General features: G+C 60.8%; 26 protein-coding genes. 14 read left to right on the top strand and 12 right to left on the bottom strand.

Annotation, left to right across the window (positions count from 1 at the left end):
* Positions 1 to 28: 28 nt before the first annotated feature.
* The 9 genes from J5X07_RS04065 (at position 29) to J5X07_RS13365 (ending at position 10,411) form a co-directional block, all read left to right on the top strand.
* Complete coding sequence (locus J5X07_RS04065) at positions 29 to 1,354, top strand: ABC transporter substrate-binding protein (protein WP_243896437.1); 1,326 nt, start codon at positions 29 to 31, stop codon at positions 1,352 to 1,354.
* A gap of 3 nt (positions 1,355 to 1,357) precedes the next feature.
* Positions 1,358 to 2,284, top strand: a complete 927-nt coding sequence (locus tag J5X07_RS04060) for a carbohydrate ABC transporter permease (RefSeq protein ID WP_243896436.1) — start codon at positions 1,358 to 1,360, stop codon at positions 2,282 to 2,284.
* A complete protein-coding gene (locus J5X07_RS04055; RefSeq protein ID WP_208478768.1) occupies positions 2,284 to 3,150 on the top strand; it encodes a carbohydrate ABC transporter permease in 867 nt (288 codons plus the stop codon). Before J5X07_RS04060 ends, J5X07_RS04055 begins: the two co-directional genes overlap by 1 nt.
* 10 nt (positions 3,151 to 3,160) lie before the next feature.
* Positions 3,161 to 4,705, top strand: coding sequence for an arylsulfatase (locus J5X07_RS04050; protein ID WP_341769402.1), 1,545 nt, complete (start codon positions 3,161 to 3,163; stop codon positions 4,703 to 4,705).
* Positions 4,702 to 5,988 (top strand): anaerobic sulfatase maturase, encoded by a 1,287-nt coding sequence (locus J5X07_RS04045; RefSeq protein WP_208478767.1) that lies wholly within the window; start codon positions 4,702 to 4,704, stop codon positions 5,986 to 5,988. Before J5X07_RS04050 ends, J5X07_RS04045 begins: the two co-directional genes overlap by 4 nt.
* On the top strand, positions 5,985 to 6,794 hold the full coding sequence (locus J5X07_RS04040) for a sulfite exporter TauE/SafE family protein (protein WP_208478766.1): 810 nt from the start codon (positions 5,985 to 5,987) through the stop codon (positions 6,792 to 6,794). Before J5X07_RS04045 ends, J5X07_RS04040 begins: the two co-directional genes overlap by 4 nt.
* Before the next feature lie 68 nt (positions 6,795 to 6,862).
* Complete coding sequence (locus J5X07_RS12875; protein WP_243896435.1) at positions 6,863 to 7,879, top strand: YdcF family protein; 1,017 nt, start codon at positions 6,863 to 6,865, stop codon at positions 7,877 to 7,879.
* A 132-nt stretch (positions 7,880 to 8,011) separates the two neighbouring features.
* Positions 8,012 to 8,758: a polyphosphate--glucose phosphotransferase gene (gene ppgK, locus J5X07_RS04030; protein WP_208478765.1), complete on the top strand. Its 747-nt coding sequence runs from the start codon at positions 8,012 to 8,014 to the stop codon at positions 8,756 to 8,758.
* Between the two features lie 468 nt (positions 8,759 to 9,226).
* The gene (locus J5X07_RS13365) at positions 9,227 to 10,411 is read left to right on the top strand and encodes a DUF418 domain-containing protein (protein ID WP_208478764.1); all 1,185 of its coding nucleotides are present in this window, start codon (positions 9,227 to 9,229) and stop codon (positions 10,409 to 10,411) included.
* A 25-nt stretch (positions 10,412 to 10,436) separates the two neighbouring features.
* Here J5X07_RS13365 and J5X07_RS04020 read toward each other — a convergent pair whose 3' ends face one another.
* On the bottom strand, positions 10,437 to 11,261 hold the full coding sequence (locus J5X07_RS04020) for a hypothetical protein (protein WP_208478763.1): 825 nt from the start codon (positions 11,259 to 11,261) through the stop codon (positions 10,437 to 10,439).
* An 871-nt stretch (positions 11,262 to 12,132) separates the two neighbouring features.
* Between J5X07_RS04020 and J5X07_RS12865 the strand changes: the two genes are divergently transcribed.
* The 3 genes from J5X07_RS12865 to J5X07_RS04005 all read left to right on the top strand — a co-directional run bounded on the left by J5X07_RS12865 (position 12,133) and on the right by J5X07_RS04005 (position 14,179).
* On the top strand, positions 12,133 to 12,621 hold the full coding sequence (locus tag J5X07_RS12865) for a hypothetical protein (protein WP_243896434.1): 489 nt from the start codon (positions 12,133 to 12,135) through the stop codon (positions 12,619 to 12,621).
* Between the two features lie 392 nt (positions 12,622 to 13,013).
* The gene (locus tag J5X07_RS04010; protein WP_208478762.1) at positions 13,014 to 13,604 is read left to right on the top strand and encodes an ImmA/IrrE family metallo-endopeptidase; all 591 of its coding nucleotides are present in this window, start codon (positions 13,014 to 13,016) and stop codon (positions 13,602 to 13,604) included.
* A 38-nt stretch (positions 13,605 to 13,642) separates the two neighbouring features.
* A complete protein-coding gene (locus J5X07_RS04005; RefSeq protein WP_208478761.1) occupies positions 13,643 to 14,179 on the top strand; it encodes a hypothetical protein in 537 nt (178 codons plus the stop codon).
* A 133-nt stretch (positions 14,180 to 14,312) separates the two neighbouring features.
* On the opposite strand, the gene J5X07_RS04000 is transcribed toward J5X07_RS04005, so the two are convergent.
* From J5X07_RS04000 to J5X07_RS03975, 6 genes are all read right to left on the bottom strand, one after another.
* Positions 14,313 to 15,482, bottom strand: a complete 1,170-nt coding sequence (locus tag J5X07_RS04000; RefSeq protein WP_208478760.1) for an AAA family ATPase — start codon at positions 15,480 to 15,482, stop codon at positions 14,313 to 14,315.
* Positions 15,472 to 16,251 carry a DUF6414 family protein gene (locus J5X07_RS12860; protein WP_243896433.1) on the bottom strand — a complete coding sequence of 260 codons (780 nt, stop codon included), beginning with the start codon at positions 16,249 to 16,251 and terminating at the stop codon, positions 15,472 to 15,474. Before J5X07_RS12860 ends, J5X07_RS04000 begins: the two co-directional genes overlap by 11 nt.
* Positions 16,252 to 16,363: 112 nt before the next feature.
* Complete coding sequence (gene rhuM / locus J5X07_RS12855) at positions 16,364 to 16,672, bottom strand: RhuM family protein (RefSeq protein WP_341769401.1); 309 nt, start codon at positions 16,670 to 16,672, stop codon at positions 16,364 to 16,366.
* Between the two features lie 153 nt (positions 16,673 to 16,825).
* Positions 16,826 to 18,463 (bottom strand): hypothetical protein, encoded by a 1,638-nt coding sequence (locus tag J5X07_RS03985; protein WP_243896432.1) that lies wholly within the window; start codon positions 18,461 to 18,463, stop codon positions 16,826 to 16,828.
* Entirely contained in the window at positions 18,384 to 19,094 is a 711-nt protein-coding gene (locus J5X07_RS03980) for a Fic/DOC family protein (protein WP_208478758.1), read from the bottom strand. The genes J5X07_RS03985 and J5X07_RS03980 overlap by 80 nt, the downstream gene beginning before the upstream one ends.
* Before the next feature lie 3 nt (positions 19,095 to 19,097).
* Positions 19,098 to 19,298, bottom strand: a complete 201-nt coding sequence (locus J5X07_RS03975) for an antitoxin VbhA family protein (protein WP_208478757.1) — start codon at positions 19,296 to 19,298, stop codon at positions 19,098 to 19,100.
* Positions 19,299 to 19,438: 140 nt separating this feature from the next.
* Here J5X07_RS03975 and J5X07_RS03970 point away from each other — a divergent pair, with 140 nt between their 5' ends.
* Complete coding sequence (locus J5X07_RS03970) at positions 19,439 to 19,984, top strand: GNAT family N-acetyltransferase (RefSeq protein WP_341769400.1); 546 nt, start codon at positions 19,439 to 19,441, stop codon at positions 19,982 to 19,984.
* A gap of 151 nt (positions 19,985 to 20,135) precedes the next feature.
* Here J5X07_RS03970 and J5X07_RS03965 read toward each other — a convergent pair whose 3' ends face one another.
* Together J5X07_RS03965 and J5X07_RS03960 are read right to left on the bottom strand one after the other, a co-directional pair.
* Positions 20,136 to 20,357, bottom strand: a complete 222-nt coding sequence (locus J5X07_RS03965; RefSeq protein WP_208478755.1) for a helix-turn-helix domain-containing protein — start codon at positions 20,355 to 20,357, stop codon at positions 20,136 to 20,138.
* A 149-nt stretch (positions 20,358 to 20,506) separates the two neighbouring features.
* Positions 20,507 to 20,908, bottom strand: coding sequence for a hypothetical protein (locus tag J5X07_RS03960; protein ID WP_208478754.1), 402 nt, complete (start codon positions 20,906 to 20,908; stop codon positions 20,507 to 20,509).
* A 179-nt stretch (positions 20,909 to 21,087) separates the two neighbouring features.
* Between J5X07_RS03960 and J5X07_RS03955 the strand changes: the two genes are divergently transcribed.
* Positions 21,088 to 21,423, top strand: a complete 336-nt coding sequence (locus J5X07_RS03955; protein WP_208478753.1) for a DUF6907 domain-containing protein — start codon at positions 21,088 to 21,090, stop codon at positions 21,421 to 21,423.
* A gap of 142 nt (positions 21,424 to 21,565) precedes the next feature.
* On the opposite strand, the gene J5X07_RS03950 is transcribed toward J5X07_RS03955, so the two are convergent.
* The 3 genes from J5X07_RS03950 to J5X07_RS03940 all read right to left on the bottom strand — a co-directional run bounded on the left by J5X07_RS03950 (position 21,566) and on the right by J5X07_RS03940 (position 24,636).
* Positions 21,566 to 22,705 (bottom strand): hypothetical protein, encoded by a 1,140-nt coding sequence (locus tag J5X07_RS03950; protein WP_208478752.1) that lies wholly within the window; start codon positions 22,703 to 22,705, stop codon positions 21,566 to 21,568.
* 44 nt (positions 22,706 to 22,749) lie between these two features.
* Complete coding sequence (locus tag J5X07_RS03945) at positions 22,750 to 23,970, bottom strand: hypothetical protein (protein ID WP_208478751.1); 1,221 nt, start codon at positions 23,968 to 23,970, stop codon at positions 22,750 to 22,752.
* Positions 23,971 to 24,159: 189 nt separating this feature from the next.
* Entirely contained in the window at positions 24,160 to 24,636 is a 477-nt protein-coding gene (locus J5X07_RS03940; RefSeq protein ID WP_208478750.1) for a hypothetical protein, read from the bottom strand.
* Positions 24,637 to 24,924: the final 288 nt, after the last annotated feature.

Below are 24,924 nucleotides of genomic sequence, written 5' to 3'. Positions count from 1 at the left end.
AAAGCAACCCCTATCAGGAGGCGCAACGATGCGTACCCGATCCCTACCCTCCATGCCCCGCCGCACCTTCCTCACTGGTGGCGCCGCCCTGGCCGCCGCCACCCTGGCGGCCTGCTCCAGCCCGCAGGGCGTGGGCTCCCCTGATAGCCAGGCCACCGCCTCCGGTGGCGGTATCGAGGGCGAGCGCACCGGCAAGGAGCTCCAGTTCTACCTCTCGGCCGGCCACGACTACCAGCCCTACCTCGACGTCATCTCCGACTTCGAGAAGGAGCACGGCGTCACTGTCACTGTCCAGACCTTCCAGTGGGCCGACCTCCAGCAGAAGCTCACCGCCGACTTCCTGTCCGGCCAGACCCCGGACCTGGTCGAGGAGAACGGCAGCTGGTGGTCGACCCGCTGGGGCGCTGACGGCAACATCATGTCCCTGGACGACTTCATCGCCGAGGAGGAGGACGGCTTCCTCGATGACTTCGTCGAGTCCGGTCTGACGCTGCGCCAGGAGGGCGGCAGGACCTACGGCATCCCCCTGCACGTGACCATGGGCGGGCTGGTCTTCGCCAACCAGAGCATGCTCGACGCCGCAGGCGTGAAGATGCCCACCACCTGGGAGGAGTTCAAGGCCGCCGCCCAGGCCATCAAGGACTCCGGGGTGGAGTACGGCTGCGCCCTGAACAACGACTCGGCCTATGGCCGGCCGTGGTACCTCCAGAACGGGGTGAAGTGGACCAGCGAGGGGGAGGAGCCCATGGCGCCCTCCAGCGCCCTGGAGCAGGCCCTGAACTTCCAGAAGGACCTCATCTACACCGACTCCCTGGCCCCCGTCCCAGTGGCATCCAACGAGTACTCCGCTCCACGCAAGGCCTTCACCACCGGTCGCGCGGGCCTGATCATCACCGGCCCGTGGGACATCAGCCCGATCAGGACCGAGGACCCGGGCTTCCCCCTGACCATCGGCATGCCCCTGACCGGAGCGGCAGGGCAGAGCACGACCATTGCCGGCTCGGGCCTCATGATCCCCGCCAAGTCCCAGAACGCGGCCCTGGCCTGGGAGCTGATCAAGGCGATGACCCAGACCGAGGTCCAGGAGGAGATCACCAAGTCCGTGGGCATGGCCTGCTCGCGCAAGTCCTGGGCGCAGTCCGCGACGGTCAAGGACGACGCCAACCTCTCGGTGGTGGCCAAGGCCCGCGACGTGGCCGTCGCCCCGGACCGGGCCTTCTGGGGCTCGACCAGCACTGCGAAGATCTCTGACGCCGAGAAGGTCATGTACGAGGAGGTCATCCTCAACGGCAGCGACGCGGCCGCAGCCGTCTCCACCTACCAGGCCACGGTCAAGCCGCTGCTGGAGGCCTGAGCGATGAGCCTCCCAGCCCGGCGCGGTGCGCTAGGCTCCCGTGCCCTGCCCGCCCTCGGCGGGCGGGGCACGGGGATGCGGCGCAGACAGTGCCTGACCGCCTACCTCTTCCTGCTCCCCGCCGTCCTGTACTTCGGGATCTTCTTCTTCTGGCCCATCGCCAGTGAGTTCCAGCTCTCCTTCACCCGGGGATTCACCACGCTCACGCCCGTGGGAGCGGCCAACTACACCCAGATCATCAACGACCCGGTGGTGCGACACGCCTTCCTCATCACCCTGGTCTACGCCTTCGCCTGCCTGGCCCTGTCCACAGTGATCGGCCTGCTCCTTGCCCTCATCCTCAACCAGGAGTTCCGGGGGCGCACCGTGGTTCGCACGATGATCCTCACCCCCTACATGACCTCGATCGCCATCATCGGCCTCATGTGGCGCAACATGCTCGACCCCACCACCGGTGTGCTCAATGCCGTGCTGTCGGCCGTCGGCCTGCCCGAGCAGCAATGGCTGGCGACCCACCCCCTGGCCACCCTCGTGGGCATCACCGTGTGGCAGGAGTCGGGATACGTCATGCTGCTCTTCCTGGCCGGGCTCCAGGGCATCGACCAGCAGCTCTATGAGGCGGCGCGGCTCGACGGGGCCTCGGTGTGGCGGCGGTTCCGGTCCATCACCCTGCCCCTGCTGGCGCCCACCACCCTGTTCGTCATGCTCATCGGGATGACCAGCACCCTGCAGCAGTTCGGCCTGCCCTACATCGTGACCAATGGCGGCCCCGGCAACGCGACCTCCCTGTACGTCTACCAGGTCTACCAGGAGACCTTCACCAGCGGGAACCTGGGATACGCCTCGGCGATGTCCTTCCTCCTGCTCGTGGTCATCCTCATCCTCTCCATGATCCAGCTCCTCGTGGGCCGCAGGAAGGAGGCACTGTGATGCCCGCACCCGCAAAAGCCGCATCCCGCCGCAGGCTCACGCAGGAGGAGCTGTTCCCCGGGGCGCGCGTGGTCTCGCTCATCATCGTGGCCCTGGCGGCACTCATCGCCGTGGCGCCGCTGGTCTACATGGTCTCCCTGGCCTTCCAATCCGACGCCGAGGTCGCGGGTGGGCGGGCCGTGCTGTGGCCCGAGGAGATCCAGTGGGGCAACATCGCCCGCCTGTTCCAGGCCGCCCCCTTCGGACGCTTCTTCCTCAACTCGGTGCTGGTGGCGGGGCTCATCACCTGCTCCCACCTGCTCCTGGCGCCGGTGGTGGCCTACGCCTTCGCGAAGTTCGACTTCCCCGGCAAGAGCCTCATGTTCATCCTCATCCTGTCCACGATGATGATCCCCTTCTTCGTGCGCATGATCCCGCTGTACGTCTGGTTCAGCCAGATCGGGTGGCTGGACACCTATCAGGGCCTGGTGACGCCCTTCCTCATGAGCGCCTTCTCGATCTTCCTCATGCGCCAGTTCATCACCGGGGTGCCCAATGAGCTCATCGAGGCCGGGCGGGTCGACGGTGCCGGCGAGCTGCGCATCTACCGCTCCATCGTCCTGCCGCAGACCAAGCCCGCCCTGGTGGTCCTGGGGTTGTTCACCTTCGTGTTCCAGATGAATGAGTTCCTCTGGCCCCTCATCGTCACCAAGTCCAATGCCATGCGCACCATCCCCATCGGGCTGTCCCTGTTCAACCGGGAGAGCTTCACCCTGTGGAACCTCACGGCCATGGGCTCCCTCATGCTGTTCATCCCGGTGTGCCTGCTGTTCGTGCTCACCCAGAGGCATATCGTCCAGGGCATCGCGATGACCGGGATCAAGTAGGGGAGGGGCCGTGCACAGCTCTGAGACACATGGCCCCGGGGTGGGCAGGGAACCGGCCGACCCGCGTCCCAATGTCGTGCTCATCTGCGCGGATCAGTGGCGTGGTGACTGCCTGTCCATCCTGGGGCACCCGGATGTCGAGACGCCCTACCTGGACCAGGTGGCCGATCAGGGCGCGCTCATGGGCCAGGCCTACTCGGCCGCACCCACCTGCGTGCCCGCGCGCATGAGCCTCATGACCGGGTTGAGCCCGGGCTCCCACAGGAGGGTCGGCTACAGGGACGGCGTCGACTTCGATGTGGCCAGCACCCTGCCCCGCGCCTTCCGGGAGGCGGGCTACCACACCCAGGCCATCGGGAAGATGCACTACTGGCCCGAGCGGGTGCGCATCGGCTTCGATGACGTCATCCTCCACGACGGCTACCTTCACTACTCGCGGGACCGGCAGCGCGACCCCGCGCTCTACGACGACTACTTGAGCTGGCTGCGCGAGCAGGCCGGGGCGACGGCGGTGGAGGACTACCTGGACTCCGGCCTGGAGTGCAACTCCGTCGTCGCCCGCCCGTGGGACAAGCCCGAGCGCCTGCACCCCACGACGTGGGTGGCCGCGCAGGCGATCCGCTGGCTCTACCGCCGGGACCCGACCGTCCCCTTCCTCCTCTACCTGTCCTTCCACCGGCCCCATGCGCCCTACGACCCGCCCCGGTGGGCCTTCGAGCGCTACGACCACGGCGGCCTGGCCGGCCCCCGAGTGGGCCAGTGGGAGGAGGAGGCGCTGGGCGGGCTGCGCCGCGACCACGACCCCACCAGCCACGTGGCGCGCTACCGGGAGCGGGACGCCCAGCGGGCCCGCGCCGGCTACTACGGGCACATGACCCACATCGATGGCCAGGTCTCGCGCATCCTCCAGGCGCTGGGGGAGTTCGGGGCCCTGGAGAACACCTACATCGTGTTCGTCTCCGACCACGGCGACATGATGGGCGACCACGACCTGTGGCGCAAGGGCTACCCCTACGAGGGGTCCTCACGGGTGCCGCTCATCATCTCCGGCCCGGGCATCGAGCCGGGCACGCGCCGCGAGGAGATCGTCGAGCTGCGCGACCTCATGCCCACACTGCTGGAGCTGGTCGGCCTGCCCGTCCCCGACGGCGTCGAGGGCCGCTCCCTGGCCTCCCGGCTGCGCGGCGGCCGTGAGGAGCCGGGGGAGCCGTGGCGCGACTACCTCCATGGCGAGCATCTCGTCCTGGGCCAGTCCCTGCAGTGGATCCGCTTCGGCCACGACGGCGCCCAGGGGCCCGGTGGCCAGATGAAGTACGTGTGGTGGTCGGGCACCGGCCGCGAGCAGCTCTTCGATCTGGGCGAGGATCCCGATGAGCTCATCGACTGCGCCGGCCAGGAGCGCTACGCCGAGGCGCTGGCTCACGGGCGCCAGGCACTCGTGGCCGAGCTGGAGGGGCGCGAGGAGGGCTTCGTCGTCGACGGCGCTCTCGTGGCGGGCCGCCCGCCCACCCCCGTGCTCACCCGCCCCCACCCCCCGACCCCTGCTGCGCGATGAGCCGGGCCACGGCGTCCGGGACGCGGCGCCGCCTGCCCCTGAGCGTCGTCGCCAAGCCGACGGGGGCGGGATGCAACCTGGACTGCCAGTACTGCTTCTTCCTGTCCAAGGAGCTGCTCTACGACGTCCCGCGCCAGCTGATGAGCCGCGAGACACTGGAGACCTTTGTGGCCCAGTACCTGGCGGCGAGCCCTGACGGCGAGGTGACGGTGCTGTGGCAGGGCGGGGAGCCCACGCTGCGCGGCATCGACTTCTTCGCCGCCGCCATGGACCTGTGCGAGCGCTACCGGCGGCCCACGCAGGTCGTGACCCATGCGCTCCAGACCAACGCCACCCTCATCGATGAGGGGTGGGCGGCCTTCCTGGCCGAGCACGACGTGCTCGTGGGCGTGTCCATGGACGGGCCGGAGGAGCTGCACGACGCCTACCGGGTCAACCGGGGCGGGCGGGGGACCCACGCCATGGTGCTGCGCGGGTGGGGCCACCTCCAGGGCGCCGGGGTCAGGACGAACATCCTGTGCACCGTCAACGCGGCCAACCAGCACCGGGGCGCGGAGGTCTACCGGTACTTCCGCGATGAGCTGGGGGCCCGCTTCCTCCAGTTCATCCCCGTCGTCGAGCGGGTGCGGGCCGCGGACCTGCCCACCGCCGAGAGCGGGTGGAGGACCGGCGGGGGGCGCCGCCTGCTCTACCGCCAGCAGGGCGATGCCACCACCTCCCGCTCGGTCGGCCCCGAGCACTACGGCGCCTTCCTCATCGAGGTCTTCGAGGAGTGGATCCACCACGATGTCGCGACGGTCTTCGTCCAGGACTTCGATACGGCCCTGTCCTCCCTGTTCGGCATCCATGCGGCATGCGTCCACGCCCCCGAGTGCGGCAACAACCTGGCCATGGAGTTCAACGGGGACGTCTTCGCCTGCGACCACTGGGTGGAGCCGTCGTGGCGGCTGGGCAGCATCGCCGAGGCCGGCTTCGCCGACCTGGTGGAGACCCCGACGATGCAGCGCTTCTCGGCGAAGAAGAACCGCGAGCTGACCGCCCAGTGCCGTCGCTGCCCCGTGCTGGGCCTGTGCTGGGGAGGCTGCCCCAAGGACCGCTTCGCCTCCTCCGTGGACGGAGAGCCGGGGCACAACTACCTGTGCCCCGGGTACGAGGCCTTCTACGCCCACGCCCTGCCCGATCTCATGGCGATGGCGCGCCTCATCAGGGCCGGACGGGCTCCTGCTGAGATCATGGGCCCCGCTCCCAGGGCTGCGGCACGGCCCCGAGTCACACTGCCATGACGCTCCTCGCCTCCGCGGTCGCGGGCCTGCTCATCGGCGTGGTCGTCGGAGCACTGGGTGCAGGTGGAGGGGTGCTCTCCGTGCCCGTGCTCACCTATGTCCTGGGCCAGCCTGCGCATGATGCGGCCGCCGGCAGCCTGCTGATCGTGGGACTGACCGCCCTGGCCGCCCTGCGCTCGGCCGCGCGGGACCGCCGCGTGCACTGGCGCGAGGGCCTGCTGTTCGGCGCGCTGAGCATCGCCGGCTCCGTCCTGGGAGCGCGGACCTCGGTACGGCTCGACGAGCTGCTCCTCATGCGCCTGTTCTGCGCCCTGCTGGGCGTGGTGGGCCTCATCATGCTTCGACGAGGCGTGGCTGCGCGGCGGGCCCTGGGGACCGGTGGCGGGGCGGCGGGCGACGGGGCCGCCACTGCGGCTGTGCGGGAGGAGCGCAGGAGGCGCGGGCTGCTCGCTATCACCCTGGCCGCGACCACCACGGGCCTGCTCACCGGCTTCTTCGGGGTGGGGGGAGGGTTCATTGTGGTGCCGATGCTCGCGCTGGCCCTGGACTTCCCGATCAAGGAGGCGGCAGGGACCTCCCTGCTGGTCATGGTGATCTCCGCCGGTGCCGGGCTCCTTGCCCGGGTGGGCACGGGAGTGGCTGTTGACTGGCCGGTGGTCCTGCTCTTCGCCGGGGCCTCCATGGGCGGTGGAGTGCTCGGCGGCTCCCTCACGCGGAGAGTGCCCGGCGACATCCTGACCATTCTGCTCGGCCTGCTGCTCCTGGGCGTGTGCGCCGCCACGGCGGCGGCGACCCTGGCCGGATGAGCGGGAGCCTCCAAGCGATACCCTGCGCGGTGGAGTGCCACGCGGGGTGCGCCACGATGACAGGGAAGATGACAGGGACAATGGTGGGGGAGTGGGTGCGGGGCATGCCCGGATGGCTCCAGTGGCTCCGGATGACCGGTGGGCGCGCGCAGGGCCGGGGGTCGCGGCGCCGGACGGCGCGGGGCTCCGCGCTGAGGGGCCCGGCGGTGCGGCGCTGGTCAGCACGTGGCCGGGCCGGGCGTCCCCGGGCGGGGCGCAGCCGCCGGGTGATCCTGGGCGGGGCCCTGGTGTGCGGCGGCGTGCTCGGCGCGGGTGAGCTGGCGCACTGGTGGGCGAGCCGGTCCGGGCTGGGGCCCCTCGATCGGCCATCAGCGCAGGGGGCGCCGGCCACGGGAGCAGCGGCGGGAGGCGCGCCCGGGGGCGAGGCGATGGCGGACGGGCCGACGGCCGTCATCGTCCTGGGCCGCGCCGACGCCGGGCCGCGGGCGGGCAGGGAGAACCGGGCGCGGGTGCGGGCCGGGCTGCGCAGCCTGCGCCGGACGGGGCACGATGGCCCCGCCGGTGTCCGGGGGGAGCCGGTGCTCGTCCTGGCCGGCGGCGCGGTGGCGGGGCCCGTGCCCGAGGCCGAGCTCATGCGCCGCCATGCCCGCGGGCTGGGCTACCGCGGCCCGGTGCTCATGGAGACCGCCAGCCGCTCCACCTGGGAGAACATCGTGGGGATCACCCCGCTCATCGAGGATGCGGGGCGGATCATCATCGTCTCGGATCCCGTGCACGCCCTCAAGGCCCGCCGCTTCCTGGCCTCACAGCGCCCCGACCTGGCGATGCGGCTGGTGCGCGGCGAGGACTACCGCTTCGGGGAGCGGCTCCTGCTCAAGCCGGCCACCGCCGTCAACGGGCTCATCGACCTGGGGCTGTCGCGGTGGGTGCCCGGGTGGAGTAGGTGGTCCGCGCCCGGGCTGGCGGGCCTGCGCCGGCTGGCCGCCTCCCGCTCCTGGCGGAGGGGCCGTGGGCGCGTGGTGGGGCGCCGTCGGGCTGCGAGCCGGGCTCCGAGGGCGACGATCGCAGGGGCAGGGGCGTTGTGAGGGAGTGCCGGGGGCGGATCCTTGGTGGATCGGTGCCCAAGCGCAGCCTCATCCCCGCACCTGCGGCGTGGGCCGTGCTATAGCCTTGGCCGTGAGTCTTATCGCGCCTTGCGGCGTCACTTTGGAGGGAACATGGCAGCGGTGGCATGCGGAATCGACATCGGCGGCTCGGGGATCAAGAGCGCGCTGGTGAACCTGGAGACGGGCGAGCTGGCAGGGGAGCGGGTGCGCATCGAGACGCCGGTCCCCGCAACGCCCGAGGCGGTGGCCGAGGTGTGCCGCCAGCTCCTGGAGCAGTTGGGGGTGGGCCCGGAGGTTCCGGTGGGGGTGGCCCTGCCCGCCCCGATCGTCCACGGGCGCGTGCCCTTCATGGCCAATCTCGACCAGTCATGGACGGGCGCCGATGTCAATGAGGTGATGGAGGCCGCCCTGGGCCGCCCCGTGGTGGCCCTCAACGACGCCGACGCCGCGGGCCTGGCCGAGGTCGCCTACGGCGCGGCCAAGGGAGTGCCGGGCACGATCATCGTGACCACCCAGGGCACCGGTATCGGCTCGGCGGTCATCGTGGACGGCACCCTGGTGCCCAACACCGAGCTGGGGCACCTGGAGATCGACGGGTATGACGCTGAGAAGCAGGCCTCGGCGGGGCAGAAGACCCTCCAGGACCTGTCCTGGAAGAAGTGGGCCAAGCGCCTCCAGCGCTACTACTCGCATGTGGAGATGCTCTTCTCCCCGGACCTGTTCGTCGTGGGCGGCGGGGTGTCCCGGAAGCACGAGAAGTTCCTGCCGCTGCTGGAGCTCAAGACGCCGATCGTGCCCGCCCAGCTGCTCAACACGGCGGGCATCGTCGGCGCCGCCTATCAGGCCTCCCGGGTCTGAGCGGAGCTGCTGGGCCTGAGCCTGACTGAGGCGGCCCGCTCCGATGAGGGGCGGGCAGGCTGGCGGATGCTGGCGGAGAGGAGCACGGCGCGGCCACCGAATCGGTGGCCGCGCCGTCGTGTGCGCTCCGGTGGGGTGGTGCGGGGGCAGTCCGGGCCGTGCGGAGCAATCGGCTGGCGACTCGCATGGAGGAGGAGAGAGTGTCCATCGGGAGGAGAGAAGAATGCTCCTCCTCGGGTCGTGCTCTGGAAGGGAATCAGTCCTTCCCGGGGAAGTGACAGGGGGGGGCGGCACGCGTTGTTGACGTGCCGTCCCAAGAAGGAGGCGGTGCTCGTCCCGGGGGCCGATGCGGATACTCCATCGTGACATGAAACTTGGCGTGCCCATGGTGCACCGGTCCTTCGCCCGCCGGTCGGTGACCGGGGCCGACGATTGAGCCACTGATGGGGGACGATGATGAGAGCCGCTGTGTTCACCGAGTACAGGCGCCTGGTGGCGCTGGATGTATTGCGGGGGTTGGCGATCCTTGGGACGCTGCTGACGAATATCGCGATCTTCGCATCCATCGACCGTGAAGAGCAGGTGACGTCGATGGCGAATACTGTCATCAGGGCCTGCCTCGACCTGGTGACCGATGGCAAGTTCATCGGACTGCTGACGATCATGTTCGGTATTGGCTTGGAGATTCAACGGCAGTCGGCGATCCGCAAGGGGCTGCCCTGGCCCGGGACGTACCCGATCCGGGCTGGACTGCTGATCCTTGACGGCGTGCTGAACTTCATCTTCATCTTCGAGTTCGATGTGCTCATGGGGTATGGGCTGACGGCCCTGGTCATTGCTGCTGTGACGGCCCGTAGTCCCAGGGCGCAGAAGATCTGGATGTATGCGGCCCTGGCGGTCCATGTCGTGCTCATGGCGGCGATCAGTGTGGTGGGTTACGTGCACCGTGATGAGCTCAAGGATGATACGATCGGGGTCCTGGCGGAGTATGATCACTCGTCCTACTGGGGTGATGTGCTCTTTCGGCTTCAGCACGTGCTGCTCATGCGGCTGGAGATTCCTTTTATCCTCCTCATGGGGGCGGCGTTGTACCTGGTGGGGGTCCACCTCTATCGTGCGGGGATCTTCGCTCCGGAGGGGGCTCGTCTGCGTCGGATCATCATGTGCTTGTCCTTCGGTGTCGGCCTGCCGGTGGATTGGGCTATTCGTCTGACGGGTGCGCATGAGATGGTCGCGGCGTTCACGAGGTATGTGACGTCGGCTGGTGTGTCTATAGGTCTTCTGGCTGCGGTGGCGGCGTTCTACGCCCGCCGTGATCGTCTTGGCCTGCTCGGCCGGGCGATGAGTGATGTCGGCCGGATGGCCCTGACCTGCTACCTGGCGCAGAATCTCATTGCGGCGTTCGTGTTCTATGACTACGGGCTGGGTATGGCGAAGGTCATCCGGGGGCCGTGGTTGGAGCTGTACACCCTGGTGATCTATGTACTGATCGCGGCGCTCCTAGTGATGGCGAGCAGGCTGTGGCTGCGGTTCCGCGCCCGTGGTCCGGTCGAGCTCCTATGGCACTGGTCCTACAACTCCCTGGCCGGCAGGTACACGCGCTGGAGGGAGGGGAAGGCTCAGACCTCGACCGGTGCGGCAGCGAAGCCCTGAGATGGGTGTGCCTGGGGGAGGGGATCTAGTCGGCCCTCGCCACTGGTGGTGGGGTCTGGGTACCGGGTGGGGCGGTGTGCTGCGGGAGCTGGCCTCCTCTGGTGATCCATTCTCTGAAGGATGGCAGGAAGGCTGCTGCTGCCAGGCCGATGAGCGGAATGCTGGAGAACAGGGGTGGTAGCGGCTGGCTTGTGTAGGATTCGGGCGTCTGGTGAGTGATGACATCGGCGATGACGAGGATGATGAGGGTGACCATTCCGGCTCTGATGCGGTTGAGGTTGCGGCGACGGGCCACCATGGCCAGAACGGCTGTGGATACGATGATGATCATAGCGGGAACAGCCCCGTGCTTCAATGAGAAGATGTCGGTTGTCGTGCATGAGTCGCCTAGATGATGCGTCCTGCTGGGGCATAGGGATTCGATGATCTTGGTTGTTGCCATGGAGTGGAGCTGCGTGATCAGGGCTGCAGCAGCCGCGCCGCTTGCCGCAACCGAGGAACGAGAGTGATGATGGCTTCTCTTCTCGAAAATTGCAACGGCTCCGGCTGCAGTCCATGGCAGCGCCAATGCCAGCATGATGATAGTTGACTGTATGGAATGAGCGGCATCCTGTGGGCTGCTCAGGTTCATTTCGTAGAAGGAGTAGTTCAAAAAAGAGGATAGGGGAAGCGCTGCATTGGCGATGAGTAGGCTCGGTGCTCTACGCATGGCCACTTGGATGATGCAGCCAATATTTATCGCCTGCCATGCGATAAGAGGGGCGGCTGGCGTGAGGATGTCGGCGTCCGTGCCCTCGCGCGCGAAGATAGCAAGACTGAATATAGTCAATAATAGTAGGAGGAATGACATGCCTGAGGCGGTCAGGGATAGGGTTAGTATTGCGGTAATGTTCGGCCGCTCTGGTCGGTAGTAGACGGGTGTGTGGATGTGAGGCTGAGGGTGCTGCTCAACGGCGCCGCCTTGGGTCCATGGCGGGGGAGTGGTGTGAGTGGCGCTTCCGGTGGCCGGGCTGTGGAGTCGAGCAGTCTGAGGTGGCATGCCCGTTGGGCGCATGGGATCCTGTGTGTTCGGCGGTGGCGTGCTAGTCATGGCTTCAGCGTATGGTGCTTTACCGCCGCAGTTGACTCATGTCGCAGGATTGCGACTCCGGTGGGGCCTGCCGGGCTGAGATTCTCAATGTCGTTTCCCAGCCGTCCTTTGGTGCTCCGGATATGGAGTTCTGCGGCAGGTCGGCCTTGACCCGCGATCCCGCCTCGTCGCCAGTTGGTTCGTGGGCAAGGGTCCCTGATCCTGCTCACTCTGATCTGTCATCTCGTGGGGATCCCCGGCTCAGCAGTGCTGATGGTCGTCCTCGCAGTCGCGGGCTTGTGGTACCTCCCCTTCGGAACACTGGGAGCCCTGCTCATCATCGGATGCGTGACCCCGGGCTGAGACGCCCTGCTTGCCGATGCCGGCTCAGTGCTCAACCTGAGACGGGCGGGTCGACGACACAGCACAGGCTGAAGCGCAGTGAGCGCCGGTATCACCATGCCGATGGGGCCGGCGAGGTTGCCTGGAGTGAAGGCACCAGGCTCGGGAGCGGAGGCGAATACAGCGGCCTCTGCGTCAGCGGAAGCCACCTGGTCCCACTGTGAGACACGTCTACCAGCGGAAACACCCCTCGTCGTCCCCGGCATCCCCTGCTAGGACGCCCCTTCATGCGGGTTCGTACTCGAGCACCGTGGTGCGCCTCAGCACCCTCGACACGAAGAACTGGAGGAGCCTGCTCCGGTTCCGTGAGCGCTTCCTGCAGCGAGGGTGGCCCAGGCTCGGCTCGGAGGAGCGGGATCTCGACGATACCGCGAAGCCGGCAGACGGCGACACCACCCCGCCGCCCGAGCAGTCCAAGGTCGTGCGGAGGATCATCCACGCCGAGAAACGCCCCATCTCGCGCGAGAAGCGGGCTGCCATCCGGCGAGAGGCCAGCGGGTCTCTTGGGGCCCGGGCGGTAGCGGAGCGTCACGGCGTGCACGAGAACACGGTGCGTGCCATCTGGCGGGAGCGTCCCAGGCCAGCCCATCGAGGACCCCATCGCTTCACCCAGGAGCACCGACAGCGCGCCGAGGTGCTCGTAGCCCAGGGCGTGTCCCTCATCGACATCGGCCTGGAGCTTGGGTTCGATCGGGGGACGGTGCGGAGGCATCTGAGCGCGAGAGGCAACGATGCTTAGAAGATGATCGCCGCCAACAAGGACGGAAGCGAGACGACAGCCGTGACAGGCGCACTGCATGGCTTGAGTCTGAATAGTGCCCAAGATCACATGTACTTTTTACTTGACCGGACGATCGTTTCCCAAACGGAAGAGGTAGATTCACTTCGACAACACAGCGGACTTAAGCGCCGGCGGTACACCAGGCGATTGCTGTCACCTATGAGTCTTGATGTTGTCGATATAAATAGATATAATAGCTCGTAATTATGCGAGAACTTTATGATGGTGAGCGCGGCCCAGCATCGCGGTTGAAGCGATGTCTGGGATCATATGCCTGTAGGCTTGGATATAAGTTTACCCGGGTTGATGAACTTCAGGATGAGGACACAGAGAGGCGGCGGACGCTCCAGATGGCTGCAAACAGCTCCGACACTATGGACGGAATGTGTGAATCTGCCGACTTGCGTCGAGCAGAGTGCTGGGCTAATGCAGTACTGGAAAGGTACTGGGACGGTGAGTATCCGGTAGACCCGAACGCTATCGCTGTGTCGATGGGTATGGACGTGTATTTTGCGCGAATTCCAGGGCGTCTGGCTGGTCTAATTTTAAAGACCGCCGATCAGTCGATGCCATCGATATTTGTCGACGAAGGTGCAAGTACTCCACGCAAGCGATTCACGATTGCCCACGAAATTGGTCACTATATTGAGAAAATTGAAAGTCTCGATAAGCCAATTAGGGGGCCATTTGGGTTTTCTGATGAAGCCATGACAAGCGACCTACTAATCCTCGCAGGTCGTAGGCCTACTCCTTCAGGTTTACCTGATCAGCATCAGTCTGAATTATTTGCAGACCGTTTTGCTCATTCGTTGCTGATGCCTCGGGCAGAAGTTGAAGAATTTGCGGGGCTCGGAATGCCCGTTGAACTTGTAGCACATGCTTTCGGGGTGTCGGAGGTCACGATGCAGAATCGCTTGCATGAACTTAATGTCATTTTATAGAGAAACAATGATGCCTTAAGTGAGATTTGGAGTCATTTGTGTCTGACAGCCAGTTTCAATCAAATAATTCAGAATTATCGATTCAACAAATCGAGGATTACATTCCTTTATTGAACACTGCCAGCAAGCCAATCGCTCCGCCGCCTGGTGGATCCAAAGCTAGCGACAGTGATATAGGCTCACCAAAGCGCTCATTTCAATTAAAGAACACTGATGACACTTTTAAGTCTGATTCAGTTCTGTCGTTCAAAAAAATTCTGCGTTTGGAAGAATCTAAGAGAAAATCCGCCCTGAATGATGCCTTCATCGAAGATCTTAGAACTGGCCTTGAGATGAGGAATAAGTTAGCATCAGAGATTATACGGCTGACAAAAATTCAAGTATGGGTCGTTAATGGTTCGTTTATGCTGTTAGCGGTCATTCAAGCAGTTCATGGAATGTGGCCGTCGGATAAAGTGATTCTAGGATGGTTCGCTTCGACCGTCGTTGAGATTATTGGACTTTATGCGATTGTTCTTAGAGGTGTCTTTGCGCCAAGTTCATTGAGCGATGTGATATCGCAAGTTCAACGTTGATCGAATATATATTCTTAACCTCTACTTGGATGAATGTCGAACAGAATAGACGTATATAAATAAGCAATACACCCACTAAAGATGCAAATGCTATGAACAGTATTTTACTGATAGCATTGTCGCGATTCGTCGTTTATGACCCATCCTCCGCATTGGTTTCGCTACTGGTCTGGCTGGTGTTTTTCAGTATGTCGCGCACCAACACCAGCGAAATAACCTCGTCGGCTAACTTACCGAGCTTGCGGACATTGCCTCCCTTGTTGGCTAGCGGATACAGTATGGTCTTGATAACACTGGGGTCCAGTCGCGCTTTTTCGTCAGGTCCGAGCTTCGAGAAGCGGTTATCAACAATCCTGTCGATAACCTGATAGATCTCATTCTTGGAGAGTGGCTTGAAGTGAATCAAGGAGTCAAATCGTGAATAGAGAGCGTCGCCGAGAGTCTTGCGGATTTCGTCTTCGGTGGCGTAGTTTGAGGTGCAAATGATCAAGGATGGGCCGAGTTTGACGCTGTAGTTCTTATCCTCGAACACGCCACTGTCGAATAACTGGTAGAAGGCGCTGTGGAAGACCGAGTTTGCTTTGTCGAACTCATCGATAAGGATGACACCGGACTCACGATCGAGTAAGTCGCGTGCGAAGGAGGCCTCGAGGTGCGCTCCGCCAAATAAATACGATGCGAACTTGTCATTGTGGAACATAGAGAACTGTTTGCGCAGCAACTTCCCCCCGAGTAAACCGTTGATGAACTGCGCGGTTTCAGTCTTACCGACACCAGACGGGCCGTAGAACATTAAAACGACTGGCTTCGTCTGCCGTGCCGTGGTCAGTGGATACAGCGCCGCGAGCAGCGCCTCCTTCACTTTGGCCTGACCCACGAGATGGTCGGCAAAGCCGTCGTGGAAGCCAACGAGCATGTCCCGTGTTACCACCGGGTACTCATAGCGCTTCTCCTCGGTCGTGAAAGCACGCTCAAGCTGTGAGTGAACGTAGGCCGGTGGGTTGTGCAGATGAAGGTGCTTGGGGTTGATCGATCGTATGAGGCCAGCAAAGTTGGTGATGGCGTGTTCGTTCAGGCTGGCGTAATCGCTCGACTCTACTGCCACCCGCTTCGGTCTCGGTCCAGGTTCCTCGGCCGGAGGGGGCTCCTGGCCTTCAGCGACATGTATATGTATATAGCGTCGATTGGCCTCGTCGCGCTCGTAAACGATGTCGAGAAGGGGCGTGTACCCCTTCTCTCCCAGTTGTTCATTGAACCACGACAGCGGGCCGTAGTAGATGGTGACCGTCGTATCACTTGGCATACTCGGCCTCAACTCCTGCAAGGATGACGTCGTAGACATCCAGGAGGTCGTCATTCTCCGTGTCTTCGCCATCAACGAGTTCGGCAGCTGTCACAACTGCACAGTCCGTAGCGCCTGACATCTCGGCCTCCATGCCGAGCGCTTGCTCAGATGTCTGTCCGACGAGTACGCCGTGGAAGACGAGGTGCATACGTCCGAGATCTGTGAGCCCGTAGTTGTTCCGGAACGCCTTGAGGTTGAATCGCAGTACACACTTGGAACCATTATCATATTCACCGAGTAACTCATAATAGCCTTTCGCGTTCGCAAGCACTTCATCCATGCGCGCCAAGTCGAAAGGCACATCGTCCAGCTTGAGCAGCACCATGTAAGGTGTGAACATCTTCATGTACGTCATAGACCCCTTAGGCGCGGTCACGCGAAGATCTCGTAACTGGACCACTCGAGGGTCACTATCCGACTTGACGAGGTAGTCTGTCAGGATCGTGTTCGACAGCGTCTTGCTCAGGATGCTCTTGCCAGCTGCGGCCACTCCGGCACCTGCGTTCAGATCGCCTGACGCACCAAAAAACGGCAACCAACTGAGCTTCGTGATGAGGCCAGCTTCGACTTTACCATGGGCCTGATTGGTCCGCTCTTTTACATCTTCGCTCGTGGATGCGGCTTTACCGCCGGCGGACATATCCAAGTAGTCCGAGGCTGACTCCTCGTCGAAGTAGACGACTTTGATCAGATTAGGCTTATCGTCTTTAGTCGTTTTCTTCGTCATTGTCTACCCTCCTTTCAATGCGCGCATCTTCTAGTCTATCAAAATCACTCACATACTTGCGGTCCTGCACCACCCTGAACTTCTCGAACTCACTCAGGGCGTGGTCGTCTGCTTAGGTCTTGGAGATGCGGCCAGCGCCTTCAAGGATCTCGCGGTCGTCGAGATTGAGGAAGGCGTCGAGGCGCTTAGCCCAATCCTCCATGGTCATGAGGATCTGGCGACGGGCGCGGGAATCGACCAGGACAAGGAAGGCATTGACCTGGCGCCCTAGGTCCGCCAGTTCCTCGCTGGTGAGGTAGTTCTTGCCGATGGCGACGTCGCTGGGGAGGACCTTGCCGTCGGTGGCAGTTATCCGGAACTTCCGGATAACTGCGTCGCTCTCCAGTTCTCCTGACCTGAAGACGTTGCCCAGGGTGCTCACTGATAGTACGCACATCGACACCGAACAGTTCGGCCATCAACTTTTGAGTCAGCCAGACCGGCGCATCTTCGTAGCGCGCCTCAATGCTACCCCGCCGTCCTGCGCGGTGAAGATCAGGAACTCGGCAGTGACGTTGCGGATGCGTCTGTCGAGTCACTTGCACTTAGAGAACTCAGTCAGATCATTCAACATCTGTGTCGCATCTGACATCAACCGCGCTATATACTCGCGTGGTGACTTACCGTCGAGTTCTGAATCTAGCAACTGCGCGCCACTACTACCTGAAGCATGCGCAGCGATACGAGAACGCATTTGCTGCACCTTTTGGAGGAGTTTGATATCCCGGTCCACCTGAGGGTAGCCCTTTAGTTCAAGGAATCTTCTTAATTTAGCGATTCCTTTCTCGTTCTTGTCTGCTGAGATCTCTGCTGATAATGCCTTTTCGTTGAGAAGATCAACAAGCACAAGTGCTAGATTAAGTAGTTGCAGCCTCAACTCGGCGTCAGTATCATTAAGTGGAATGCGAAGCCGTTTGATAATGCCAGCGTCCGATCCGGTGGCGTCTCTGTATAGCGTCCATCCCCAACGTTCATTCCACACACCCAGAAGGTTTTGATAGGAGAGCTTAAAACGATGCTCAGGATTGGGGCTTTCAACAGATTGATTGAGAAAGGATAAGCGTATGTTGGTTTCGCTCATCTTTTGTGTGGGCGGTACATTGTGTGCGAGCCAGTGACTCCAATCTCCGCGAGGTATATCACGTCCAATGTCGCCTAGAAACACCGATACAGCGCCAGAGTCGTAGTTGTCTATATCTACAGCCCACTTGCAGCCGCAAGAGATTCTACCAGCGCTCACTGTATAGAGGTCAGAATTATCATAATATTTTTGAAGTACTTCCGGCTTGAAGAATACAGGAGTGAGGTAATGAGGCGCATCTGGATTAGCTCCAAAATAGTTTGCCAGTTGATCAGGATCGCAAGTGAACTTGATTGGTTTGCCTATCTCATCTTCACCAATAACGAAATCTGGGTAATCTAGCGGATCCAGTTCATCCCACGGCCAGATACCGCAAGTCTCTTGAGGCGGAGCAATTAAAACATGTTTTACTAACACCCGAGAAAATACTTTTTGATGGCCGTACGGCATCTCACCGACACTACGAGAAAGACACTCATCTCGTCCGTTGGATCGATCTTCGATCTCTATACCAGAAAACTCCTTGCCAGACAGTGCGGTCGGCACTGAAACTACCGAGTCAACATATAATATGGCGTCAAGTTGCCGCGCCGCAAGATATTTCTTTAGTATGGGGGTGCGTATCTCGATCTTGCTTCCGTCAATTTTGATAGCAAGATCTTTAGAGCCGTCGTCGCCAATCTTAAAATAATTTCCCGACTTCGGATCTTTCCATAGATTCATGAGAAGAATGAACTCTTCAGATACCAGAGTTGCATTAGGGGCCACGCCATGGAATTCCTGGACGATAATAAGAGGTTCAAGTTCGGGGGCTTCGTAAATTCGATAGTATTCTGCCTCCACATCACTATTGCTGCGTTGAATAAAGCCTGGCGTCCCTGCTCCTATAGAGAGATCCCAGGTTGAACTACTGAGCACCTTGTCTCGGATAGCGGGTTGTGCTAACGCAACATATCGAGCCCCCCTTTGGCTGTCTTGGCCCCATGTGTCATAGACAACTGTCCATGGGCCATCACCATTGGCGAGACTTTCTTCGATGACCTTTTCCTGGAGAAGTCGTTGCCTGATTTCCTGCTTCTCGCGTCCATTCATAACTGCCACCATCGTCCTTTCTGATCGACTCACTAGCCTGGATCCGGCCCGCTACTCTCTGCAACACTTCGCGTAGCTCACTCTCATCCCCATGGAACGCTAGTGTACTCGCTCGGGTGTTCTCTTCGGCGGTGATGGCCGCCCAGTCCAGCCACCAACCGTAACGGTTGGATAACAAACTGAGCAGCAAGCGGATGGTGCGGCCGTTGCCCTCACGGAAGGGGTGGATGGCGTTGAGCTCGGAGTAGTAGTGCGCCAGTCGATCGATCACGGCAGGATCGCCCGGCTGCCAGTCGTGGCGCTCCTGCTCCAGGTTGGAGAAGACAACTTCTGTCTGCGACGGGATGTACTGAGCCATGGCGAAGCGCGAGGAACCCTTGCTGATCTCCACGGTGCGATACTGACCAGCCCAAGTATAGAGCCGGCCAAACAACTCGTGATGCAGATGTTTGAGGAGTGCGGCATCCCAATGGTCGGGCTTTAGAGATTCGAGAAGACTGAAGGCAGCTGTCGCTACTAGTACTTCTTCTGTTTCGGCCAATACCTGTGGGTCGGAGATATCGAGCCGATTGCGCAACACGCCACTAGCAGGATCAAGATACGGATCACGCACAAGGTCATAGACCGCCATGCGCTATCGAGAGTCTCCCTTTGACGCAGCTGCGGTATATATTCGCCTGATAGCAGTTTGCAGATCCTGGTCGGTCAGCTTGCCGCTGGCGAGCTCCTCCAGCAGTTGTTTGGTCTGTGGAGTGACCAGTGCACCTTCCAGTTCCTGCGAACCGATGACTGCTCGGATGATTCGCTTGCGATGATTCAGTTCTTTCGCTGTCATATCTACTTATAATTATAACAAGATTGCGAGTGGACAACAATAGAATGTACTGGTGGGTGGTGCCTCCGTAAGAAGGGCCCTGACTTGCCTCTCTGTACACCTATACGTATCATCCATCCTGCCCGGACGGCGCGCCTGGTATGCCGGTGCCCCATCTGGGCAGGAAGGCAGGTCTCGCCATGGCTCAGGTTCGGATTCGCTCCATGACTCCTTCGGACGTCCCTGCTGTGGTCGAGGCTTGCGCGGACTGGCGGGAACTGGCGCAGCACGGCCCACCGTACTGGCGGCCCCGCGCTACGGCTGAACTCGACCGCAAGATCGCTGCCATGTCGGGCCCAACGCCGGCCACGGAGTACACCTTCGTCATCGAGACGGATGGCCGCCTGGTGGGGGAGTGCTCGCTACACGCCATCGACTGGCGCAGCCGGCACGCTCAGGTCGGGGTCTGCCTCTGGTCGCCGCAGGACCGCGGCAACGGCTACGGTCGCCGGGCAGTCTCCGAGATGATGGCCTGGGCACACGACGAGCTGGGCTTGCTGCGGTTGGAGGCGTGGATCCTGGCTAGCAACAGCGCCTCGCGGGCGCTGTTCTCTCGGCTGGGCTTCACTCACGAGGGCACACTGGCCGGCCGCTACCGGCATGGCGGTCGGCAGCATGACGTCTGCGTTTATGGCTTGGTGAGGTGAAGGCGTCCTCAACTCTCCGGACTTTCCGGATAGTTGGCGCTGACAAGGAAAGGCGCTACGGGCTGGCGGTGATTCTTGCGCGTACACCCATCCAGCGGAGGCTGGTTCTGGAGTTCGCCCTACCCGGAGGCGAGTTGTCTGCTATGACCTCTCAGTCCTTGGGTAACAACAACTCCAGAGCCTCGATGCCCAGCTGCTCGGCGATCTTCTCCACGCTCTTGAGTGTCAGGTTGCGCTCGCCGCGTTCCACACCGCCCATGTAGGTGCGGTGTACGCCGATGACCTCGGCGAACGCCTCCTGGCTCAGACCGCGCTCTTTGCGGTAGGCACGCAGGTTGGCGCCCACCGTCCGCTGCAGATCTCCCAAGGCCACGCCCTGTAGCCTCACCGACCGCTACTTCATGGTCTACAGACTGATGAGTAGCGGCAGCGTTGAAGCCAGTGTTGACCTCATGCGGGGTGTTGGCAGGGCGCGATCCAACAGCGTCCACATGGGGTCGACAGATAGGACAACCCGATCTGCTACGCGACAGGTTGCTGCGCCAGGTCTGGGAACTTGGCCTCGACCAGGCGGAGACGCTTGTCCAGATCTTGGTAGATTGACTCATCCACTATCTCACGAGCGCCCTCCTCGTGGAAGAGCTGATAACGAAGATCGCTGATGCTGGAGCGCAGCTCGGCCTGCCCCTCTTGCAGTTCAGCGAAACGGATGTTCATGCGCAGATCCATGTCTCGAATAATGTCCTTCAGGTTCTTATTATCCTTGCGAACATCAGCCAGTTGCTCATCGATTTTCTCGAAGCGTTTATCGATCGCCTCGAATCTTTGGTCGATTTGCTGGAATTTATCCTGCATAGTCCCCGCCATTGCGGCGACGGTCTCATTCAGTTGTTGAATCTGCTTGGATATATCTTCGTTCGTCATATATCTATTTAATCATATAATGCTGTTCAGCTCAATGAAATTTCCTTGTATCCAGACGGTCCCGTAGGGGTTCGAGGCCGGCGTTCTCCCTCGGCTGTGGCCGTCCGCTGGCTTCTGGGATCACGGTGCGGTTGAGTCGGTGGTCCATCAGGAGTGCCCGGGGGAGTGGAGGTACTGGCATGAGCGAAGAGCCATGGGACGGAGCAGCTGCGACCTGCCCTGCTTGGTGTGTGCTGCCTCATGAGGATGTCGAGGCTCCTGCCGAGGTCATCCACGAGGCGGCAGCCCACCTGGTCCCTGGCATCGTGACGGAGCGCCACGCTGGCGTGGGCGACATTCCTCGACGCCAGCCGGTGGCCGTGGAGCTCAGTGTCGTCCGCTACTGCTACCAGGGCGATCATGAAGAGTGGATCTACATCGGCGATGGACACAGTGGCTTGGACCTCAGCCCAGAGAGTGCTCGGCGGCTGGCTCGTACGGTCTTGGCAGCGCTAGAGGATCTGGAGCTTCTGTGAACAGTGCTGGTCACGGACTTGCTGATTCGCAGACTTATGAGTAGCATCAACTGCTGACAGGTCGGACGAGCACTGGGGAGGTGAGCATCATGATGGGCGGCGGCGACTGACGTGAATGGCGTCGGATATGAAGATCCGATGCTCAGGCTGCCTTGCGATGCGCTTCATCGTGAGGCAGTTCTGCTTCCAGGGTCCAGTTGGCGGAGAAGCCGCTTTTCGGTAGTAGCCAGCCCTGAAGATCGACTGAGACCACTCGGCTGGCAACGCTGGCGGGAGACCTGGTGATCTGAGCAGTCCTGCTCGTCGCGACCGTGTCGCTAACGGTCAGCTGGGCGATGTCGGTGTTGGTGTAGTCGATATCCAAGGACAGGCTGCGGCACGGCTGGGGGAGTTCGAAGTACAAACGATGTCCCCAGGTCGGTGTCACAACACGAAACACCTGCCTGATCCGCACCGCCTCCCCACTGCATGCCGCGGCATCCAGGTGGACACTGTAGGTCTGGCCGGTTTTGCGGGTGCTGCGGCGGATGCTCTGCGGCCGGCCGTCGACAGTGAGCTCCAGGAGCTCGTAAGACTCACGACTGGCGGCATCGACGCCCGGGCGATTCTGCATGAGCCATGGAGATGTGGCCGGCACGTCCAGGAGCAGCTCTCGGTACTCCTCTCGGTCCGACACACACGCGAACCTGCGCACCGAACCACTCGGAACCGTCGTGTACTCCCATTCCACAGTAACGTCGAACAGAGTAGTACCTTTGGTACTACTCTCTAACATGTTAGAGAGACGAACACGCACCTCTACGTCGTACCACCGTTCGGCAGCACGGATGGCCTGATCTCGGATGTCGGCGTAGATCTCCCGAGCGAACTGCTCATCACCCAACCGCAGCGACATGACGTTGCTGGCGATGTCATCCAGTAGCTCCGGGTTCGCCACTCGCTTCAGATCCTCCGGATGGATGGCGAATCCCTCCACCACTGCATCCCGCATGGCCGGCGCCTGCTCCCGGATAATCTCGCGGAACCGCTCCACCGTCGACTCTTCTTGGTCTCGGCGGAAGGTGTACTCGAACAGCGTACCCAGCAGACCTGCACCGAACAGCGTTCCGCCCAGTTCACCCAGGGGAAGTGCGTGCAGCCACGACCATGACTCCAGATCCAGGTTTACTATCCAGCCGTTAAGCATCATGAGGAGGATGCCGGCTAGAGTCAGAGACACGGCAACTAGGGCCGCTTTGAGACGGCGGAGGCGGTTTGAATAAACTATACTGCTTTTAGTCATTGCCTTTCTATTTTATCATAACTGTACGAATGTTATGCCAGAAATCACCATGTGCCGTCCGAGGACCCCTCGTTATTCTTCAAATCTTGACCCAACTTGTAGAACTGCCGAAATCCATATGCGAAGAAGGCTAATGAAACTACTGTCCCGATAGAGGACGCGACAAAGAGCCAGGAGGCGTCGACGCCGTCACTGTTTGACGGGATCAGGGAATATAAAATCGCCATGAGGATAATGAATGATACCGCAAGATAGCCTTGGGTTCGCCAATTTCTCTGCAGAGAAGATAAAATTTTATGCTCTCCCACGTGATGCAAGAAAACCGCGTATATAGTCGGAATAATCGCAATGACGGGGACGAACGCGCCCGTATTGAGGGGTATGGTCGACTGAGACGACCAATGACATATGACAATGATCATTGCGACGAGGAAGGCATGAATCGCTAAGGAGACTGCCGTGACGGCCATATGTGGACCTAGGAAGTATGACCGCATTGGGCGAAGGTGAATTTTAACAGTATAACTGCTAGCTCCAGTTTTGAAAGACGGAAGATTTTTGTCGGCTAATACGGATCGCATATAGTGGGATCTAATAACGTAATCGTTCTTTTCACTGATGTTGTTACGCTTAAAGGGCACGCGCTCTCCGTTGCGAAATAGTTCCATTCCCATTATCCAAGTTCCTTCGGGGGCGCGTACGCTTATGTGATTAGATCGGGCAGTACCGATAGAAGAAGTGCGAAGTTGCATCGTCATTTGGTTTTTATCTAACTCCAGGCCCTTCACCATCTCTTTAGTCTTAATAATCCTAACACCAGAAGAGGCGCATTCTCCGATGCTTACAGAGAATACTCTGGTCTCGGTGAGGGCGGCGAACGCTGAAAGAAATTTACGTAAATCGAATGTCGCTACGGTGCTAGCATCCGCTTGAAGTCTGTTCCAAGCCAGTTCCTCTTTGGGCGACAAGCTAGCTCGGCGCAGCATGCTGGAGAAGGCGTCTCGGAGATCCTCCTTTAATATGCCGTTTAGGTTACTGTAGTAACTACCTAAGTATCCACACAGAATTAGGCTAACGATCTTGGTGTTGTGAGCACCTGTCGCTAAGGAAAGAGGTGAACCGGATGCATCTCTGACGTCAACTTCTAATGGCGGTGTTTTAGGGCCGACCCGAAGTGGAAGGTAGATTAGTGAACAGAAGTCTTTCGGGATTCCATGTTTCCTGATTAAATACTCGATGTGGTCGCAGTCGATATCATACGTCACTTTCCGATAGTAGGTTTTTGCATCTATCGCTTCAATTGATATGACCTGCCTAGTAATCCACCTTCGGTCTTCATATAAGTCGCGGTAAAAACTAGCAATGTTGCCTGACTCTGGAATAGTGCGAGGAGTATCGGTGCGCAAAATGACATCCTTCAGATGTGAAATTGAGCAGTTTAGGTGGCGCTGAGACTAGACCCAGCCGAGATTGTCGATATAACGCTCCCACGGATCTTCTCTACGCTTTCGTTCATGCTCATCGAGCACAGCGTACATGGCTGGTATATCGAAATTGCAAGCCATGAGTTCGTCGGCGAGCTTAATGATCTCCGGGCTGAACTCTTTTTCCAAGTCGGACGTATCGCTAGACGGCTCGTCCGACACACCGTCCGCCGGAACGTTGGAATCAACAACTATAGTCGAGTCAGGGACAAGTTCTGTTGCTTCTTGGCCGTCGAAGTCGTTAGGAACGGTGCGGTCTTTCTTGCTGGTGCGAGGTAAAAGATATGCGATCCGACTCATTGCTAATCTTCCAATTTTCTTCCATGTGCGCATCTTTAAGATGTTGTCGCGCGCATCTTTGGTATATTCGCCCAACATCGGCGGCGTATTCGGCGCGTAGTCTGGCGCCATTTCATCTTCAGGAATATATCGTGGTACTTTCTCCATATACTCCACATATACCAATTCGCACACCCAAAGTCAATAACCTTGGGCGCAAAATCGGCACACTGCGGCGTAGAATGAAGATGGAGGGTAGCATCATTGGTGGCACGGAAATCCACCAACAACATCGTCAAGGAAGAAATGGCGCACCGGGTATGTCCGAACGACCCTCGTGGCTGCCGCTCGGCCTGTCGGACGTCCAGTCCGGGGTTCCGAAAAAGTGCGTTCATATCTGCTGTCTCAGGCGATCGCTCATCGTAGGCGACTGTCTGGGGTCAGTGTAGAGCGAGA

Source organism: Actinomyces bowdenii, assembly GCF_017592395.1.
Classification (GTDB): Bacteria; Actinomycetota; Actinomycetes; order Actinomycetales; family Actinomycetaceae; genus Actinomyces; species Actinomyces bowdenii.
Note: the sequence above shows the minus strand (reverse complement) of the source record. Positions and strands in the feature narration are given on the sequence as shown.

Bases quoted from the DNA above. Each gene is read 5' to 3' on its own strand.
- J5X07_RS03980 (WP_208478758.1), bottom strand. From the start codon at position 19,094: ATGGCGGTCTATGACCTTGTGCGTGATCCGTATCTTGATCCTGCTAGT.
- J5X07_RS03970 (WP_341769400.1), top strand. From the start codon at position 19,439: ATGCCGGTGCCCCATCTGGGCAGGAAGGCAGGTCTCGCCATGGCTCAG.
- J5X07_RS03955 (WP_208478753.1), top strand. From the start codon at position 21,088: ATGAGCGAAGAGCCATGGGACGGAGCAGCTGCGACCTGCCCTGCTTGG.
- J5X07_RS03975 (WP_208478757.1), bottom strand. From the start codon at position 19,298: ATGACAGCGAAAGAACTGAATCATCGCAAGCGAATCATCCGAGCAGTC.
- J5X07_RS04060 (WP_243896436.1), top strand. From the start codon at position 1,358: ATGAGCCTCCCAGCCCGGCGCGGTGCGCTAGGCTCCCGTGCCCTGCCC.
- J5X07_RS04045 (WP_208478767.1), top strand. From the start codon at position 4,702: ATGAGCCGGGCCACGGCGTCCGGGACGCGGCGCCGCCTGCCCCTGAGC.
- J5X07_RS04055 (WP_208478768.1), top strand. From the start codon at position 2,284: ATGCCCGCACCCGCAAAAGCCGCATCCCGCCGCAGGCTCACGCAGGAG.
- J5X07_RS04065 (WP_243896437.1), top strand. From the start codon at position 29: ATGCGTACCCGATCCCTACCCTCCATGCCCCGCCGCACCTTCCTCACT.
- J5X07_RS03940 (WP_208478750.1), bottom strand. From the start codon at position 24,636: ATGGAGAAAGTACCACGATATATTCCTGAAGATGAAATGGCGCCAGAC.
- J5X07_RS03960 (WP_208478754.1), bottom strand. From the start codon at position 20,908: ATGACGAACGAAGATATATCCAAGCAGATTCAACAACTGAATGAGACC.
- J5X07_RS04000 (WP_208478760.1), bottom strand. From the start codon at position 15,482: ATGCCAAGTGATACGACGGTCACCATCTACTACGGCCCGCTGTCGTGG.
- J5X07_RS04040 (WP_208478766.1), top strand. From the start codon at position 5,985: ATGACGCTCCTCGCCTCCGCGGTCGCGGGCCTGCTCATCGGCGTGGTC.
- J5X07_RS04020 (WP_208478763.1), bottom strand. From the start codon at position 11,261: ATGTCATTCCTCCTACTATTATTGACTATATTCAGTCTTGCTATCTTC.
- J5X07_RS12875 (WP_243896435.1), top strand. From the start codon at position 6,863: ATGACAGGGACAATGGTGGGGGAGTGGGTGCGGGGCATGCCCGGATGG.
- J5X07_RS03950 (WP_208478752.1), bottom strand. From the start codon at position 22,705: ATGACTAAAAGCAGTATAGTTTATTCAAACCGCCTCCGCCGTCTCAAA.
- ppgK (WP_208478765.1), top strand. From the start codon at position 8,012: ATGGCAGCGGTGGCATGCGGAATCGACATCGGCGGCTCGGGGATCAAG.
- J5X07_RS04010 (WP_208478762.1), top strand. From the start codon at position 13,014: ATGGCTGCAAACAGCTCCGACACTATGGACGGAATGTGTGAATCTGCC.
- J5X07_RS03985 (WP_243896432.1), bottom strand. From the start codon at position 18,463: ATGAATGGACGCGAGAAGCAGGAAATCAGGCAACGACTTCTCCAGGAA.
- J5X07_RS12860 (WP_243896433.1), bottom strand. From the start codon at position 16,251: ATGACGAAGAAAACGACTAAAGACGATAAGCCTAATCTGATCAAAGTC.